The sequence below is a fragment of the Kitasatospora sp. NPDC058032 genome, from assembly GCF_042885845.1.
Classification (GTDB): Bacteria; Actinomycetota; Actinomycetes; order Streptomycetales; family Streptomycetaceae; genus Kitasatospora.
In genome coordinates this window covers 94,897-111,785 of record NZ_JBHVRK010000024.1, presented here as the reverse complement: position 1 = coordinate 111,785, position 16,889 = coordinate 94,897, and the positions used below count along the sequence as shown (strand labels likewise).

Genomic DNA, 16,889 nt, shown 5'->3' with positions numbered 1-16,889 from the left:
GTGCAGCCGTCCGCGCCGGCGGCCGGCCCCGCCGCGCCGCCCCGGCCGGCCCCCCCGACGACCCCGGCCGCCCCGCCCCCGCCGCCCGTGGCGGGCCCGGGCCCGGGAGGACCGGCGGGCACCACGGGTACCCCAGGCACCACGGGCACCGTGCCGACGGCCACCGGGACCGCGGCCGACCCGGCGCCCCGGCCCACCGCGACCGCCCCCGGCCCGCCGCCCGGCGGCGGCAACCACTTCGGCCCCACCCAGGTGCTCCCCTCCCCCAGCCCCTCGGCGTCCCTCTCCGAGGAGGAGTACTGGCAGCGGGCCGAGCAGTGCTGGGCCGCCGCCGAGACCGACCCCACCCTGAACTGCCCGACCTCCTGACGCCGGAAGGCCCGCGGGCCCCGGACCGTGCGTACGTGCGTACGGTCCGGGGCCCGCAGGCCGACGGGCGGGGCTGCGGGTACGTCAGATGTGGACCGCGGGGCCGGCGTCGGTGGTGCCGCGGCGGGTCAGCAGGCCGAGCACGGCGGCGGCGAAGGCGACCACCGAGGCGACCGCGAAGGCCAGCGACATGCCGCTGACGAAGGAGTCGTGGACGGCCCCGGCCATCGCGTCGACCACCTGCTGCGGGGTGCCGGCCGGCGCCGGCGGGGCGAGGCCGAGCTGGGCGGCCTGGTTGAGGCCCTCGGACTGCGCCGGGTCCACCGGCGGCAGGCCCGCGTCGGCCCACTTGCCGGGCAGCGTGTCCTTGACCCGGGCGGCCATCAGCGCACCCAGCACGGCGGTGCCGAGGCTGCCGCCGACCTGCATCGCGGACTGCTGGAGTCCGCCGGCGACGCCGGAGAGCTCCAGCGGCGCGTTGCCGACGATGACCTCGGTGGCGCCGACCATGACCGGGCTGATGCCCAGGCCCATCAGCACGAACCAGAGCGCCATCGCGCCGTTGCCGGAGCCGGCGTCCAGGGTGGACATGCCGAACATCGCGGTGGTGGTGATCAGCATGCCGGCCACGATCGGGATCCGCGGGCCCAGCTTGCCGATCGCGATCCCCGCCACCGGCGAGCCGATGATCATCATGCCGGTCATCGGCAGCAGGTGGACGCCCGCCTCGACCGGCGTCATGCCGTGCACGTTCTGCAGGTAGAAGGTGACGAAGAAGATCGCGCCGAAGAACGCGAAGGCCATCAGCACCATCAGCAGGGTGCCGGCCGACAGCGGCACCGAGCGGAACAGGCTGAGCGGGATCAGCGGCTCCTTGGCGACCCGCTGCCAGAACGCGAAGGCGGTCATCAGCAGCACCGCGCCGCCGAGGAAGACCACCGTGGAGACGTCGCCCCAACCCCACTCGGGGGCCTTGATGATGCCGAAGACCAGCGCGAACATCGCCGCCGAGAGCAGCACGATGCCGGGGACGTCGAAGGACTTGGCGGCGTTCTCGGACCGCACGTCCCGCAGGATCCACAGGCCGAGGGCCAGCGCGATCAGGCCGACCGGGATGTTGATGTAGAACACCGACTCCCAGCTGACGTGCTCGACCAGCAGGCCGCCGACGATCGGGCCGGCCGCGGTGGAGGCCCCGATGACGCCGCCCCAGATGCCGATCGCCATGTTGAGCTTCTCGGCCGGGAAGGCCCCGCGCAGCAGGCCGAGCGCGGCCGGCTGGAGCAGCGCGCCGAACAGGCCCTGCAGGACGCGGAAGAAGATCACCGTCTGGATGTTCCCGGCGAAGCCGATCGCCGCCGAGGTGGCGGCGAAGCCGACCGCGCCGACCAGGAAGGTGGTCTTGTGGCCGAACCGGTCGCCGATCTTGCCGGCGGTGATCAGGAAGACCGCCAGGGCCAGCAGGTAGCCGCTGGTCACCCACTGGATCTCGGAGGGCGCGGCCTTGAGGTCGGCCTGGATGACCGGGTTGGCGATCGCGACGATCGTGCCGTCCAGGGCGACCATCATCACGCCGACGGCGACGGTGAGCAGGGTCAGCCAGGGGTGCCCCTGGAGGCTCCTCCCGCCCGGTGACGTGCCCGGCGGCGATGCGTCCGCCGTGGCGCTCTTGGTCAGGGACTGGCTCATCTGGGCCCTCCGGGGGGCTGGCTGCGAGCGGACATGGAAGTGGCGCCCCGGCCCACCCGTCCCCACGAGTTGCCCGGCCTGAGGGCGCCACCCAGGGACATTATGTCAGTCACTGACATTCGGCAAACGCTGACTTCTGCATGCGTCTGCCATTTGTCAGATCGCTACAGTAGCCTCCACAGCACCAGCCCGATCACCGTCCGGAAGGCCCGCGCCATGGCCGCTCAGCCCGCTTCCCCCGCCCCCGTCCAGGAGCCCGGGCTGCGCGCCCGGAAGAAGCAGCGCACCCGCGACGCCCTCATCGAGGCGGCCCACCGGCTCTTCCTCGGCCAGGGCTTCGCCCGCACCACCGTCGACGAGATCGCCGCCGCCGTCGACGTCTCGCAGCGCACCTTCTTCCGCTACTTCGCCAACAAGGACGAGGTCGCCCTCGCCGTCCTCGCCGAGGCCGAGGACCACTTCATCGAGCAGCTGCGGGCCCGCCCCGCCGAGGAGACCCCGCTGCAGGCGCTGCGCGCCGCGATCGTCGGCTCCTGGCGCGAGCGCGGCGCCGGCCGGGACACCGGGCCCTGCTCGGTGACGGCCGCGCTGGAGCTGATCCGGATGATCGAGAACACCCCCACCCTGCTCGCCGCCCATCTGCGCCGGGTCACCGAGCAGGAGCGGCTGCTGGTCGGGATCATCGCCGAGCGTGAGGGCGTCGACCCGGCCGAGGACCTGCGCCCCGCCGTGCTCGCGGCGGCCTTCGGCGGCGTGCTGCGCGCCGCGCACCTGTCCTGGAGCGCCGACCAGGAGGACACCGGGCCGGAGGGCATGATCGCGCTGATCAACCGCCACCTGGACCTGCTCGCCCCGGCCCTGACCGGCGACTGGAGAGCCTGACCCTCATACCCGGGTACTACACCGAGGACCGGACCCGAGGAGGACGCCGGCCGCGCCGTACCTCCCTAGGCTGGCCGGATGCCCAAGCCACCCACCGGGCCGGCCCCGGGCGGTCCGGTGCGCACGCTGCTCGCCCCGCTCACCCGTCCCTCCGCCGACCACACCCCGCTGCTCGCCCAGGCCACCCGCCGCTGGGTCCGCCTCCTGCCGTACGTCCTCGCCGCGGCCGCGACCGTCGCACTGCTGCCGACCGGCATCAACGTGCTGGTCAACGACTACGGGGTCTCCACGGGTCTGGCCGCCGCCCTCGCGGTCACCCAGACCGCGCCGCTGCTGCTCGCCGTCACCCGGCCGCTGCCCGCCTGGTGGATGGCCGGCGGCGGCGCCCTGCTGGCCTCGCTGCTGATCCTCTCCACCGGCCGCGGCGCCACCGCCTCCGGGGTCGACGGCCCCTGGCCGTGGCCGCCGCCCGGCATCGTCGGCTACCTCCTGCTGATGCTGCCGCTCGCCCTGCGCGAGTCCCGGCGCACCCTGGTCGCGGTCTGGCTGGTCACCGCCGCGGCGAGCCTGGCGCTGTCCGTCGTCGGTCTGGCCGGCGGCTTCGGCGGCGACAACAGCCTGCTCGCCACCGCCCTCGCGGGCGCCGTCCTGGTGGTCGGCGGGGCACTGCGCGAACGCGCCGAGGCCCGCCGGCTGCTCGCCGAGCAGGAACACATCAGCGAGGCCGAACGCGAGCGGCGCACCCTGCTGGAGGAGCGCGCCCGGATCGCCCGCGAGCTGCACGACGTGGTCGCCCACCACATGTCGGTGATCGCCGTGCAGGCGGCCAGCGCGCCCTACCGGATCACCGGCGTCCCGGCCGAGGCGGCCGAGGAGTTCACCGCGATCGCCGGCACCGCGCGCGAGTCGCTGGCCGAGATGCGGCGGCTGCTCGGGGTGCTGCGCAGCGAGGAGTCGGGCGCCGAGAAGGCGCCGCAGCCGGGCATCGGTCAGCTCGCCCAGCTGGTCGACACGGTCCGCCGGGCGGGCGTGTCCGCCGAGCTGACGCTCGCCCCGGAGCTGGCCGGTGACCCGCTGCCGCCGGCCGTCGGCCTCTCCGTCTACCGGATCGTCCAGGAGGCGCTGGCCAACGTGGTCCGGCACGCCCCCGGCGCCGCGACCTGGGTGTCGCTGGCGGTCGCCGACGGATCCCTGCTGGTCACCGTGGTCAACGCGGCCCCGCCGGTGCGCGGCGAGTCGCTGGAGGCCTCGGTCGAGGGCACCGGCCAGGGGCTGGTCGGCATGCGCGAGCGGATCCGGCTGCTGAACGGCCGGCTGGACACCGGGCCGCTGCCGGACGGCGGGTTCAAGGTGGCCGCCGTCCTGCCGCTGGCCGGCCTGACGGATACTCGGTCGGACGACAGCCGGCCGGGCGGCCCCGCGTCCGAGGGAGCCGGACGGGCCGCCGGCCGCACCGCAGACACCCCCGGGGAGAGCACCGTATGACCATCCGCGTGATCATCGTCGACGACCAGGCGATGGTGCGGGCCGGCTTCGCCGCCCTGCTGAACGCGCAGAGCGACATCGACGTGGTGGGGGACGCCGCGGACGGCGCGCAGGGCCTGGAGGTGAGCGGCCGCACCCACCCGGACGTCGTGCTGATGGACGTCCGGATGCCCGTCATGGACGGCCTGGAGGCGGCCCGCCGGCTGCTGGACCCGGCCGTGCCCGGCGCGCACCGCCCCAAGGTGCTGATGCTCACCACCTTCGACGTGGACGACTACGTCTACGACGCGCTGCGGGCCGGCGCCAGCGGCTTCCTGCTCAAGGACGCGCCGCCGGACGACCTGATCGCCGCCGTCCGGGTGGTCGCGGCCGGTGAAGCGCTGCTCGCCCCCTCGGTGACCCGGCGGCTGATCGAGGACTTCGCCCGGACCAGGCCGGCCAAGCGGCGCGACCCCAAACTGCGGCTCAACGGGCTGACCCCGCGCGAGACCGAGGTCCTGGAGCTGATCGCCCGCGGCCTGTCCAACCAGGAGATCGCCGCCCGGCTGGTCCTCGCCGAGCAGACCGTGAAGACCCACATCGGCCGGATCCTGGCCAAGCTCGACCTGCGCGACCGCGCCCAGGCGGTGGTGCTCGCCTACGAGTCCGGCCTGGTGACCCCGGGCCAGTGAGCCGCTCCCCCGGCCCCCGGTGGGGCCCTCCCCCGGGGGCAGGCCCCCTGATACCCGGGTAGCACCCGGCAGTTGGCCCCGCGGAGTGATGTCCGCGGGGCCGTCCCGTTCCTACCGTCCTTCCCGTCGAGCCGAACTGGCCACGGAGGGAACGGACATGACGAGGAACCGGATCGGCCGCGCGGCGGCCGCCGCCGCGCTGGCCCTGGCCGCGGTGCTGGGGGCGGGCGGCTGGGCCGCCGGCGGCGAGCGCGCGGTGACCGGGCCGCCGCCCGGCGCCGCCGCCTGGATCGCCGACACCGCCCTCGGTCTGCCGCTGCCGGACCCCGCCACCGCCGCCCCCGCCGAGGTGGCCGCCTTCTTCGCCGGGCTGGCACCCGCCGCCCGGGAGGACCTGGCCGTCCGCCACCCGCTGGTGGTCGGCAACCTGGACGGCGCGCCCGTCGAGCTGCGCTACCGGGCCAACGCCCGGGCCGTCGCCGAGGAGCGCGAGCGCGCCCTCGCCCGGGCCGTCGACCCGGCGCTCACCGCGCAGGACCACGCCGCCGCCCGGGAGCGCGCCGAGCGCTACCGCACCCTGCTCGACCCGGCCGCGCCCGGCGGCCCCCGCCGGTTCCTCGCCTTCGACCCGCGCGGCCGCGGCCAGGTCGCCGAGGTGTTCGGCGACCTGGCCGGCGCCCGGCGCACCGCCGTCGTCGTCCCCGGCTCCGACATCGACCTGCGCACCTTCGACCGCGCCGGCGACCCGTACGGCACCCCCGTCGGCATGGCCCGGGCGCTGTACGACGCGACCGGCGGGCGCACCGCGGTGATCGCCTGGGCCGGCTACACCACCCCGCTCGGCCTCGGCCCGGACGCCGCCACCGAGACGCTGGCCGCGGCCGGCGCCGAGCGGCTGACCCGGCTGCTCGACGGACTCGCCGACAGCACCCGGCCCGACACCCCGGCCACGGTCTTCTGCCACAGCTACGGCTCGGTGGTCTGCGGACTCGCCCGGCCCGGCCCGCGGCAGGCCTCCGGCGTGGTGGTGCTCGGCTCGCCGGGCCTGGGCGTCGACTCGGCCGCCGACCTCGACCCGCGCGTCCCGCTCTGGGCCACCGCCCGCAACGGCTCCGACTGGATCGGCAACGTGCCGCACGTGCGCCTGTTCGGTCTCGGCCACGGCGCCGACCCGACCGACCCGGCCTTCGGTGCCCGCGCGCTGCCGTCCACCGGCTCGCACGGCCACACCGGCTACTTCGCCCCGGGCACCGCCTCGCTGGCGGCCTACGCCGACCTCGCCCTCGGCCGCTGACCCGGCCTCCCCCGCCGAGAACCCCGTACCGCCGTACCCCCGTACCGCCGTACCGCCGAACGGAGACCCCGTCATGACCGCCACCCTGCTCGCCCCGCTGCACCGGGCCGCCCGCCAGGTGGACGCCCGCACCCCCGAGAGCCGTGACCGCGCCCTGGACGGCCTGCGCGCCCTCGCCCTGCTCGCCGTCCCGGTCGGCCACTGGCTGCTCGGCGGCTTCACCCGCTCCGCCGACGGCGCCCTGCACAACGCCAGTCCGCTCTCCTCCCCCGGCCTCGGCTTCTTCGCCCCGCTCAGCTGGGGGCTCCAGCTGCTGGGCGTGTTCTTCCTGGTCGGCGGCCACTCGGCGGTCCGCTCGCTGGAACGCGCCCGGGCCAGGGGCGTCGGCCACGCCGGCTGGCTGCGCGGCCGGGTGGTGCGGCTGCTGCGCCCGGTGCTCGGGGTGGCCGCCGTCTGGGCGCTGCTGATCCCGCTGCTGCCGCGCCTCGGCGTCCCCGCCGACACCGTGCGCACCGGCTCGACGCTGGTGGTGCAGCCGCTCTGGTACATCGCGGTCTACCTGGGCCTGACCGCGCTCACCCCGCTCTGCGCGGCCTTCGCCCGCCGGCTGGGCGGCTGGTCGGCGGGTCTGCTGCTCGGCGCGGTCGCCGTCGTCGACCTGCTGCGGTACGGGCCGTGGGCGCCGTCGCTGCCGTCCTGGCTCGGGCTGCTGAACATCCTGCCGGGCTGGCTGTTCGGCTACCAGCTGGGCGTGCTCTGGGCCGGGGGCCGCCTCGGCCGTCCGGCGGCGCGGCTGCTGCTGGCCGGTGGCGGCGCGCTGTTCGCCGTGCTGCTGCTGGTCTTCCACTACCCGGCGTCGATGGTCGGCGTGCCGGGCGCGGAGCGCACCAACTCGCACCCGCCGTCCCTGCTGGTGCTCGCGCTGGCCGCGGTGCAGTGCGGCGCCGCGGTGCTGCTGCGCGAGCGGCTCGGCCGGCTGCTGACCCGCCGTCCGCTGCTCTGGCTGCCCGTGGTGGCGGTGAACCTCTCGGCGATGACGATCTTCTGCTGGCACCAGAGCGCGATGCTCGCGGTCGCCGTGCCGGGTGCCGCCGCCTTCGGCGCGGTGCCGGGGCTGACGGTGGCTCCGGACTCGCTCGGCTGGGTCGCGCTGCGGCTGGCGCTGCTGCCGCTGTTCGGCGCCGCGCTGGTCGCGATCGGGTGGTTCACCCGGCGCTTCGACGGCCCGTGGACGGGGTTGTCGCGACCGGCCAAGGCGGCGGCCGGCGCGGGGGCGGCGTTCTTCGCCGCGTACGCGCTGGGCGTCGTCTGACGCACCCGGGCGGGCGATGCAGCGGGCGACGCGGCGCGCGGGCGCGGACCGGCGGGTCCGCGCCCGCTTCCGCGTTCCCGGGCGCCCCCGATCACCCGCTCTGCGGACCCGCCGACGCCGAACGCAGTGACTCCGCATGCGAACCGACACCCACCGTGATGGCCTGTGGCTGTCGGCGACCGGGCACCGCCCCGGCGGCCGTTCCCCCTATCCCCCGCCCGGAGTTCCGAGCCGGACGGCCCCGTTCCCCCGTTCGAGGAGTTCCATGTCCCTGTCCCCGCCACGGCCCGGCCGGCGCCTTCCGGCCGTGCTCGCCACCGCCGTGGTCTGTGCGCTGACCACCGGCACCGCCCTGACCGCCGTCGCCCCGGCCGCCGCCCACGGCCCCGGCGGTCACGACACCCCCGACGGCCCGGCCGCCACCGCACCCAAGGTCGCCGACCCCCGGATGCTCGCCGAGCTGCGCGACGACGAGGTCGCCGCGCTCGGCCAGGAGCACGCCGAGGAGCACGCCCGGATGCGCGCGGCCGTCCGCGGCATCGGCGACTACCCGCAGACCACCCGCACCAACCGGCTGAACGCGCTGACGCAGTCCCAGGCCGACCACAACAAGGGCTTCGCCGCCGGCACCTTCGGGACCTTCAACCAGTACTTCCCCTCCCCCGACTTCGGCGACCACGTCGCGCTGCTGCCCACCGGCAAGGTGCTGCTGTTCTCCTTCGAGCGGATCGAGACCAACCCGGAGAAGGAACCCGCCCCCACCCAGACCACCGGCCGGGAGAACGCCGGCCGGGCGTTCCTCTGGGACCCGGCCAAGGGCTACGGCAAGGACGCCTTCAAGCAGGTCACCCCGCCCACCGTCAACATGCCCGACGGCCTGGACCAGCCCCGCCCGGCGCCGTTCTTCTGCGCCGGCCACTCCTTCCTGCCCAACGGCATGCTCGGCGTCTTCGGCGGCAACCTCGGCGGCAACGGCGGCACCGGCGCCAAGCTCTCGCTGATCTTCGACCCGTGGACCGAGACCTGGACCCGCAACCCCGACATGTCCGTCGGCCGCTGGTACCCCACGGTGGTGACCGGCGCGGACGGCCGGCAGCTGATCATGTCCGGCCAGTCCGAACTCGGCTGGGGCACCCCCACCCCGGTGGTCGAGCGCTTCCCCGCCAAGAACTACCCGGTGCCCACGCTCAAGACCCAGACCCCGGTGAACACCCCCGTCGACCGGTTCAAGGCCGACGCCCCGTTCACCCTGGACTACCCGCACCTGTTCTCGCTCAACGACGGCAACATCTACGGCTTCGGCCGGCAGGCCGCCGAGCAGTGGAAGTTCGACCCGGTCGCGGAGTCCCGCAGCGACCTGACCGCCCGCCCGGACGGCCGCAAGCGCAACTACGGCTCGGCCGTCCCGCTGCCCGGCGGCGTCAACGGCCCGGACTCCGCGCTGATCCTCGGCGGCGACCGGGACAACCCCAGCACCCTGCGCTTCTCCAACGGCAGCTGGACCGCCGAGAAGTCCCGCGCCTTCGGCCGCACCCAGGACGACACCCTGCTGCTGCCCAACGGCCGGCTGATGACCGTCAACGGCGCCTACGACATCCGCGACTACGGCAACGGCCCGTACAACCCGAACGCCGACCTCAAGTACCGCCAGGTCGAACTCCGCGACGACCAGGGCAACTGGCAGCTCGGCCCGGTCCAGCGGCTCCCGCGCGGCTACCACTCCAACGCCGTGGTGCTGCCGGACGGACGCGTCATGGTCACCGGCGACGAGCTCCAGCAGCTCGCCAACAACCCGGACATCGACGGCACGGTGAGCGGCATCCCCGGCACCACGGGCCCGGTCACCATGAACGGGACCATCGAGATCTACGAGCCCGCCTACCTCCACCAGGGCGACCGCCCGGTCCTCACCGGGGCGCCGACCACGCCCGTCGGCTACGACCAGACCTTCCTGGTCAACACCTCCACCCCGGAGCGGGTCACCAAGGCGGTGCTGCTCTCGCCCACCACCTCCACCCACTCGATCAACACCAGCCAGCGCCACCTCGACCTGCGGCTCAGCAGCCGGGCCGGCAACCGGCTGGAGCTCCAGGCCCCGCCGGACGCCAAGGCCGCCCCGCCCGGCTGGTACCTGCTCTTCCTGCTCAACGACCAGGGCGTGCCCTCCGTCGCCAAGTGGATCCAGCTCACCGCCTGACCGCGCACCCGAAAGGAACCCCCACCCCCATGGCAACGGCAACGGATCTGTTCCTCCGCGACAGCGAGGAGATCCAGGGCGACATCCTGGCCGGTTTCAAGAAGGACAACGTCAGCGTCCTGTTCCTGAAGTTCGAGGACGCGGCCCTGGCCCGCGAGTGGCTGCGGCAGCTCACCCCGCAGATCGCCACCACCCGTGAGGTCGCCGCGTTCAACGAGGCCTTCAGCGAGGCCCGCAGGACCTCCGGCGGCGACGACCCCAAGACCCTCAAGGCGACCTGGCTCGGCGTCAGCTTCACCTACGAGGGCCTGCGGCTGCTCTCCGACACCGACCCGTTCCCGCAGCCCCCGCCGGTCGGCACCGGTCTCGAGGCGTTCAAGGAGGGCTCGGCCAAGCGGGCCGGGGCGCTCGGCGACACCGGTGAGAACTCCCCGGCGAACTGGCTGTTCGGCAACGGCAGGAGCCAGCCGGTGCACGCCGTGCTGAAGCTCTCCGCGGACACCGAGCCGGACCTGCGGACGGCGATCGAGGAGCAGCGGATCGCCGCCGCCGAGTCCCGGGTGCTGATCGTCTACCAGCAGAACGCGCAGACCCTGCTCGGCAGCCGCCGCGGCAAGGAGCACTTCGGCTTCAAGGACGGCATCAGCGAGCCGGGCGTCCGGGGCTTCGACCCGCCCGACCCGGGCCGGCCCGACGAGGTCGCGGGCCACCCGGGCACCCGGATCATCCCGGCCGGCGAGTTCGTCTGCGGCCAGGAGAACGCCCCGCTGAGCTTTCCCAGGGAGCAGTACCCGGACTGGACGGCGGACGGCTCCTTCCAGGTGGTGCGCCGGCTCGCCCAGGACGTCCCCGGCTGGTGGTCGCAGGTCTCGGTCAAGCTGAAGGAGCTCCGGCTCGCCAAGGCCGTCCCGGACGCCGCGACCACCGAGTGGCTGGCGGCCCGGATGGTCGGCCGCTGGCGCTCCGGCGCCCCGGTCTGCCACTTCAAGGACCGCGACGTCCCCAACGACCCCGTCGCCGCCGCGGACAACGACTTCGACTTCCGGGACGACCCGGAGGGCCTGGTCACCCCGCTCTGGTCGCACCTGCGCAAGACCAGCCCGCGGGCCGGCCTCCAGGCACCCGGCCCCACCGACCCGCCGCTCGACGCCAAGGAGCTCGACGGCCGCCGGATCATGCGCCGCGGCACGCCGTACGGGGCACCGTTCGACCCGGCCTCGGAGGGCCCGGGCGGGCCCGACGACCCGCGCGGCCTGCTGTTCGTCTGCTACCAGGCCGACATCGCCCGGCAGTTCGAGTTCATCCAGGCCGACTGGATGGACGAGCCGAACTTCCCGCCCGGCCGCACCCCGCAGCCCGGCAAGGACCCGGTCACCCAGCCGGCCGACGACGTCGACTTCGAGAGCGAGGAGCCGGACGGCACCGTCAAGCACACCCCGGTGAGCTTCGCCCAGTTCGTCCGCACCACCGGCTCGGTGTACGCCTTCATGCCCTCGCTCAGCACCCTGCGGGGGCTCGCCGACGGACGGCTGGTCGGCCCCGACCGGACCGCGACGGGCGGCCAGGCCGGCGGGCAGAACGGCGGGCAGAGCCAGACCCAGACCCAGGCCCAGCAGGGCGGCCAGAGCACCGCCCCGGGCGGGCCCGCCTACCCGTGCGACGACTTCCTCGCCGTCCCGGACCAGTGGCGGCAGGGCGGCCAGAGCCGGTTCTGGGCCTACCACGGGGACCGGTACCGGCAGATCTCGGTGGCCGACGGCACCGCCCACACCGACCGCCTGGTCGACGGCGACACCGCGCTGAGCAGCCGGCCGGCCTTCCAGGGGATCGGCCGGATCGACTGCCTGCTGCCCATGCCCGACCTGCAGAACCCCGGCGGCAAGAGCTGGTACTGGGCGTTCCACAGCGGCAGCGGCGGCGGTCAGCGGTACCGGGCGGTCTCGATCACCTCCGGCGGCGGATACACCTTCGCGCTGGAGCGCCCGGACCGCGACCTCGGCCCCTGGGCCTCGCTGAACGGCGTCGAGCGGGTGGACTGCTTCCTCGCCGTACCCGACCAGCAGCGGGTGAACGGCCGGAGCTGGTACTGGGCCTTCCACACCACCGGCGGCCGGCAGCGCTACCGGCTGATCTCGGTCGCCGACGGCACCGGGCACCCCGACACGCTGGAGCGCGGCGACCGCGAACTCTCCCAGTGGGGTTCGCTGGACGGCGTCGCCGCGGTGGACTGCTTCCTGCCCGTCCCCGACGCCCAGCGGATCGGCGGCCGGAGCGAGTACTGGGTGTTCCACGGTGACAGCTACCGGCGGATCTCGGTCGCCGACGGCAGCGGCCACCCGGACCGCCTGGTCGGCGGCTCGCGCTCGGTCTCGGCCTGGAACTCGCTGCTCTGAGCCGGGCACCGGGCCCGCCGTCCGCGTCCCCGCGACCACCCGGCCGCGGGGGCGCGGCGGTGCTCGCGCGAACGATCAGGACGCATCCCGGACACTCCCGGTTCATGTGATCCATCCCACAGTTTGAGCCGCGCCCAGCGCGCCTCCTGGCCCCTAGGCTTGCGCTGGGAAATTGGCAGTCGTACCGCCCTCCGGGCCCCGTCCGGGATCGGTGACGGGACTCTCGGGGAGTTGAGGCGATGCGCCGTCGGCGGTGGAAGCACGTCCTGATCGGCGCCTTCGCGGGTGCCGCCGTCCTCGCCGACGCCGGCGCCGCGGCGGCCCAGGCCGCGGCCGCGACCGAGCAGTTGGCCATCTCCACCCCGCCGGCCGGCAGCGCCGCCTGGGTCGAGGACCACTCCTACGGGCACGACCTGCCCGACCCGGCCACCACCGCCCCGGCCGCCGCGGCCGAGTTCTTCGCCCAGCTCTCCCCCGCCGAACTGAACCGGCTGGTCGAGGCCTACCCGCTGGTCGTCGGCAACTTCGACGGCGCCCCGCTCGCCGTGCGCTACCGGGCCAACCGGATCGCGCTCGCCGCCGAGCGCGACCACGCCCGGGCCCGCTCCACCGACCGCGCCCTCACCCCCGAGCAGCACGCGCTCGCCGTCTCCCGCGCCAACGACGTGCAGAGCCTGCTCGCGCCCGGCCGGCAGATCCTCGCCTTCGACCCGCGCGGCCGAGGGCTGCTCACCGAGGTCTGGGGCGACCTCGGCAGCGCCGACCGGGTCGCGGTGCTCGTCCCCGGCTCCGACGCCGACCTCGGCCACTTCGACCAGGCCGTCGAACCGCTGCGCTCCCCCGCCGGAATGGCCCGGGCGCTGTACCAGGAGGAGCGGCGGCAGGCCCCCGGCACCCGCACCGCGGTGGTCGCCTGGACCGGCTACGTCACCCCCTCCGGCCTCGGCCCCGACGCGGTGACCTCCCGGCTCGCCGACGTCGGCGCGCCCCGGCTGCGCCGGCTGCTCGCCGGGCTCAAGGAGACCACCCGGCCCCAGGCGCCGCCCGCGCTGTTCTGCCACTCCTACGGCTCGGTGGTCTGCGGCACCGCCGCACCGGACATCCCGCGGGCCGCCGCCTCGCCGGCCGACACCAGCGGGATCACCGACCTCGTGGTGTTCGGCTCCCCCGGCATGGGCGTGGAGAGCACCTCGGAGCTGGGCGCGGGCGTGCACGTCTGGGCCACCCGCAACGAGACCGACTGGATCGGCAACGTGCCGTACCTGGAGGTCGGCGGGCTCGGCCACGGCGCCGATCCGACCTCGCTGGACTTCGGCGCCGAGCGGATCTCCTCGGCCCGCTCCGCCGGCCACAACGGTTACTTCGCCACCGGCACCGACAGCCTGCACAACTTCGCGGCCGTCGCCCTCGGCACCTACGGGGACGTGGTCCGGCCCGCCCCGGAGGCCTGACACCGGAGGGCCTGACACCGGAGGGCCCGGCGCCGGACGGCCCGGCGCCGGACGCTAGCGCGGGTCCCCGTAGAGCCGCAGGGCCTCGGCGGCGGTGCGGCCCATCTCCCGGCGCGCGGCCGGCGGGGAGAGCACCTCGGCGTCCGCGCCGAACGCGAGCAGCGCCCGGACGGCCAGCAACGACTGGAAACCGAGCGCGAGTTCGACCCAGTCCTCGGGCGCCCCGCCCCCGCTCTCCGGCGGCGGGGCGGCCAGCCGGGCGCCGTGGATCCGGACGAACATGTCCAGCCGCCCGCGCCGCACCCGCACCTTCACCAGCAGTTCCTTGGGCAGCCGCTCCACCTGCTCGCGCAGCACCGTCCAGACGTCGCCCAGTCCCACCCCGGGCCGTCGGCGCACCGGCTCCTCCGCGGTCTCCGCGTACAGCACCCGGTCGGCCCGGAACAGCCGCGGCTCACCGTGCAGATCGGCCACCAGGTACCAGACCGCGGCCTTGCTGACCAGGCCGTACGGATCCACGGTGTACTCCATCGGCGCGGGCGTGCCGCTGTGCCGGTAGCGCAGCCGCAGCCGCCGGTCGGCGAACACCGCGTACTGCAGCTCGCCCAGATCCGGTCCCGGCGGCGCACCGGCCTGCAGCCAGCGCGCCGGGTCGACCAGGACCCGCTCGCTGATCCGCTCGGCGCCCGGCCGGTGCGGGGCGGGCAGCGCGGCCATCACCTTGCGCAGCGCCGAGCCGAGCGCGCCGTCCAGCCCGAGGTCACTGTGCGCGCCCTGGGCGGAGAGCACGAACAGGGCCCGCGCCTCGTCGGCCGTCAGACCGCTGACGTCGGTGCGGTAGCCGGGCAGCAGACTGATGCCGCCGTGCCGGCCGCGTTCGGTGTAGACGGGCACGCCGGCCGCCGAGAGCGCCTCGACGTCGCGGTAGATGGTGCGGACCGACACCTCCAGCCGTTCGGCCAGTTCGGTGGCGGGCACCCGGCCGCGGGTCTGGAGCAGCAGCAGGATCGAGAGCAGGCGGTCGGCCTTCATGGCACGAGGATCCCAAGAATCATGACGATGGTTGTCAGGTTTTACCGGGAGATTGCCTGCCGACAGGAAAACCCTTCCGCACCTTGGAGCCGAGACACCTCATGGACACCACCCAGGACCCGCGCCCGCTGTACCTGCTCGCCCTCGACCAGCTGGAGAAGCTGCTCGCCGAGGTCGGACCGGAGGACCTGGACCGGCCCACCCCGTGCGCCGAGTACGACCTGCGGGCCCTGCTCGGCCACGTGGTCGGCGGGATCCACCGGTTCGCCTACACCGGCGAGGGCGGGCTCTCCCTGGACGTCGCCGCCGCGACCGGCGGGGTTCCCGACGACGGCTGGCCGGCCGCCCTCGGCCGGGCCCGCGCCCGGGTGACCGCCGCCTGGGCGGAGGACGCCAAGCTGGACCGCCCGACCTCGGTGCCCTGGGGCGAGGTGAGCGGCCGCGACGCGGTGGGCGGCTACCTCCTGGAGACCGTCATCCACTCCTGGGACATCGCGCGCGCGCTCGGCACCGACCGCCCGCTGGACGAGCGGCTGGGCGAGACGGCGCTGGCGATCGCCCGGGTCGCGCTGCCGGCCGAACGGCGCGGCGGCGGCGTCCCGTTCGCCCCCGTCCAGCCCGCCCCGGACGACGCCGACGTGTACACCCGGCTCGCCGCCCACTCCGGCCGCGCGGTCCGAGGGCTCCCGGCCGGGAACTAGTGGCTCGACGCGCACCGCTCCAGCCGCCCGGTGTACACGTCGATCTTGTGGTCGAGCACGGCCAGCGTCGCGTGCAGGTCCGCGATCTGCTGCCGCACCGCCTCCCGGTGGGCGAGCAGCAGGTCGCGGCGGTCCGCGGAGGTCCGCTCGCCCTGCCGGGCCAGCTCCACGTACCGCAGCATGTCGGCCACCGGCATCCCGGTCAGCCGCAGCCGCCCCAGGAAGGCCAGCCGGTGCAGGTCGCCGTCGCTGTACCGGCGCTGGCCCGAGGCCGAGCGGTCCACCGGATCGAGCAGGCCGATCCGCTCGTACCAGCGCAGGGTGTGCGCGGTCAGCCCGCTGGCCTCCGACACCTCGCCGATGGTGTGCCGCGGCCTCCGGTCGGGCGTGCCGGCCGGATCCCGGAACACCTCCCAGCAGGAACGCAGTTCGGTCTCGAACGATGCGAGTTCGGTCATGGTCGGTCCCCCGGTGATGAACGTGACGACGAAACCAGCGCCTTGGAGCGCACTCGAAGCAAGCGCGCCACCGTCAAGCCTGCCATCCCGCCGGGCCCGCCGGCCCGGTTAGAGTCGGGCCCCATGGAGAGCTTGCGGAAGATCGAGACCTGGCCGGTGCCGCACGCGGCGGCGGCCGTCGTACGGGGCGCGGACGGCGCGGTGCTGGGCGCGCACGGGCCGCAGGACCACCTGTTCCCGCTGGCGTCGGTGACCAAGCTGCTCACCTCGTACGCCGTGCTGGTCGCGGTCGAGGAGGGCGTCTTCGAACTGGACGACCCGGCCGGGCCGGAGGGCTCGACCGTGCGGCACCTGCTGGCCCACACCTCGGGCCTGGCCTTCGACGAGCACAAGGTGATGGCCGCGCCCGGCAACCGCCGGCTCTACTCCAACGCCGGCTTCGACGTGCTCGCGCAGACCCTGGAGCGGGCCGCCGGCATCGAGTTCGGCCGGTACGCCGCCGAGGCCGTGTTCCAGCCGCTCGGCATGCACGCCACCCTGATCAACACCGCGCACCGCTCCCCCGCCGGCGCCGGCGGCCTGTCCACCCTCGCCGACCTCACCCGGTTCGCCGCCGAGCTCCAGGCGCCCAAGCTGCTCGACCCGGGCACCCTGCGCGCCGCCACCCGCGAGGTCGCCTTCCCGGGCACCAGCGGGGTGCTGCCCGGCTTCGGCCACCGCCGGCCGAACGACTGGGGCCTCGGCTTCGAGATCCGCGACGGCAAGGCGCCGCACTGGACCGGCACCGCCAACTCCCCGGCCACCTTCGGCCACTTCGGCCAGTCCGGCACCTTCCTCTGGGTGGACCCGCAGGCCGGCGCGGCCTGCGTCGCGCTCACCGACCGGGACTTCGGCCCGTGGGCCGCCGAGGCCTGGCCGGCCCTCAGCGACGCCGTCCTCGCCGAGCTCTAGGACA

14 protein-coding genes are annotated in these 16,889 nt (G+C 75.1%); 11 read left to right on the top strand and 3 right to left on the bottom strand.

From position 1 onward, the window contains the following. Positions 1 to 150 precede the first annotated feature (150 nt). Complete coding sequence (locus ACFVUH_RS30075; RefSeq protein ID WP_387916482.1) at positions 151 to 369, top strand: hypothetical protein; 219 nt, start codon at positions 151 to 153, stop codon at positions 367 to 369. 84 nt (positions 370 to 453) lie between these two features. Here ACFVUH_RS30075 and ACFVUH_RS30070 read toward each other — a convergent pair whose 3' ends face one another. After that, on the bottom strand, positions 454 to 2,058 hold the full coding sequence (locus ACFVUH_RS30070) for an MFS transporter (protein WP_387916480.1): 1,605 nt from the start codon (positions 2,056 to 2,058) through the stop codon (positions 454 to 456). 216 nt (positions 2,059 to 2,274) lie between these two features. Between ACFVUH_RS30070 and ACFVUH_RS30065 the strand changes: the two genes are divergently transcribed. The 8 genes from ACFVUH_RS30065 to ACFVUH_RS30030 all read left to right on the top strand — a co-directional run bounded on the left by ACFVUH_RS30065 (position 2,275) and on the right by ACFVUH_RS30030 (position 13,743). Then, complete coding sequence (locus ACFVUH_RS30065) at positions 2,275 to 2,940, top strand: TetR family transcriptional regulator (RefSeq protein WP_355371207.1); 666 nt, start codon at positions 2,275 to 2,277, stop codon at positions 2,938 to 2,940. Between the two features lie 78 nt (positions 2,941 to 3,018). Next, positions 3,019 to 4,425: a sensor histidine kinase gene (locus ACFVUH_RS30060; RefSeq protein ID WP_387916478.1), complete on the top strand. Its 1,407-nt coding sequence runs from the start codon at positions 3,019 to 3,021 to the stop codon at positions 4,423 to 4,425. Next, positions 4,422 to 5,096 carry a response regulator transcription factor gene (locus ACFVUH_RS30055; RefSeq protein ID WP_355371213.1) on the top strand — a complete coding sequence of 225 codons (675 nt, stop codon included), beginning with the start codon at positions 4,422 to 4,424 and terminating at the stop codon, positions 5,094 to 5,096. Before ACFVUH_RS30060 ends, ACFVUH_RS30055 begins: the two co-directional genes overlap by 4 nt. A 157-nt stretch (positions 5,097 to 5,253) precedes the next feature. Further along, positions 5,254 to 6,390 (top strand): alpha/beta hydrolase, encoded by a 1,137-nt coding sequence (locus ACFVUH_RS30050; RefSeq protein WP_387916476.1) that lies wholly within the window; start codon positions 5,254 to 5,256, stop codon positions 6,388 to 6,390. Between the two features lie 73 nt (positions 6,391 to 6,463). After that, positions 6,464 to 7,702: an acyltransferase gene (locus ACFVUH_RS30045; RefSeq protein WP_387916474.1), complete on the top strand. Its 1,239-nt coding sequence runs from the start codon at positions 6,464 to 6,466 to the stop codon at positions 7,700 to 7,702. 265 nt (positions 7,703 to 7,967) lie between these two features. Then, complete coding sequence (locus ACFVUH_RS30040) at positions 7,968 to 9,899, top strand: galactose oxidase-like domain-containing protein (RefSeq protein WP_387916472.1); 1,932 nt, start codon at positions 7,968 to 7,970, stop codon at positions 9,897 to 9,899. 29 nt (positions 9,900 to 9,928) lie between these two features. Continuing rightward, a complete protein-coding gene (locus ACFVUH_RS30035) occupies positions 9,929 to 12,292 on the top strand; it encodes a Dyp-type peroxidase (protein WP_387916470.1) in 2,364 nt (787 codons plus the stop codon). A gap of 239 nt (positions 12,293 to 12,531) precedes the next feature. After that, positions 12,532 to 13,743, top strand: a complete 1,212-nt coding sequence (locus ACFVUH_RS30030; RefSeq protein WP_387916468.1) for an alpha/beta hydrolase — start codon at positions 12,532 to 12,534, stop codon at positions 13,741 to 13,743. Between the two features lie 54 nt (positions 13,744 to 13,797). On the opposite strand, the gene ACFVUH_RS30025 is transcribed toward ACFVUH_RS30030, so the two are convergent. After that, on the bottom strand, positions 13,798 to 14,775 hold the full coding sequence (locus ACFVUH_RS30025; RefSeq protein ID WP_387916466.1) for a helix-turn-helix transcriptional regulator: 978 nt from the start codon (positions 14,773 to 14,775) through the stop codon (positions 13,798 to 13,800). 101 nt (positions 14,776 to 14,876) lie between these two features. Between ACFVUH_RS30025 and ACFVUH_RS30020 the strand changes: the two genes are divergently transcribed. Further along, on the top strand, positions 14,877 to 15,476 hold the full coding sequence (locus tag ACFVUH_RS30020; RefSeq protein WP_387916465.1) for a TIGR03086 family metal-binding protein: 600 nt from the start codon (positions 14,877 to 14,879) through the stop codon (positions 15,474 to 15,476). Here the strand turns inward: ACFVUH_RS30020 and ACFVUH_RS30015 are convergent. Continuing rightward, entirely contained in the window at positions 15,473 to 15,934 is a 462-nt protein-coding gene (locus ACFVUH_RS30015) for a MerR family transcriptional regulator (RefSeq protein ID WP_355372953.1), read from the bottom strand. The genes ACFVUH_RS30020 and ACFVUH_RS30015 overlap by 4 nt on opposite strands. A gap of 123 nt (positions 15,935 to 16,057) precedes the next feature. Between ACFVUH_RS30015 and ACFVUH_RS30010 the strand changes: the two genes are divergently transcribed. Continuing rightward, entirely contained in the window at positions 16,058 to 16,885 is an 828-nt protein-coding gene (locus tag ACFVUH_RS30010) for a serine hydrolase domain-containing protein (RefSeq protein ID WP_355372956.1), read from the top strand. Positions 16,886 to 16,889: the final 4 nt, after the last annotated feature.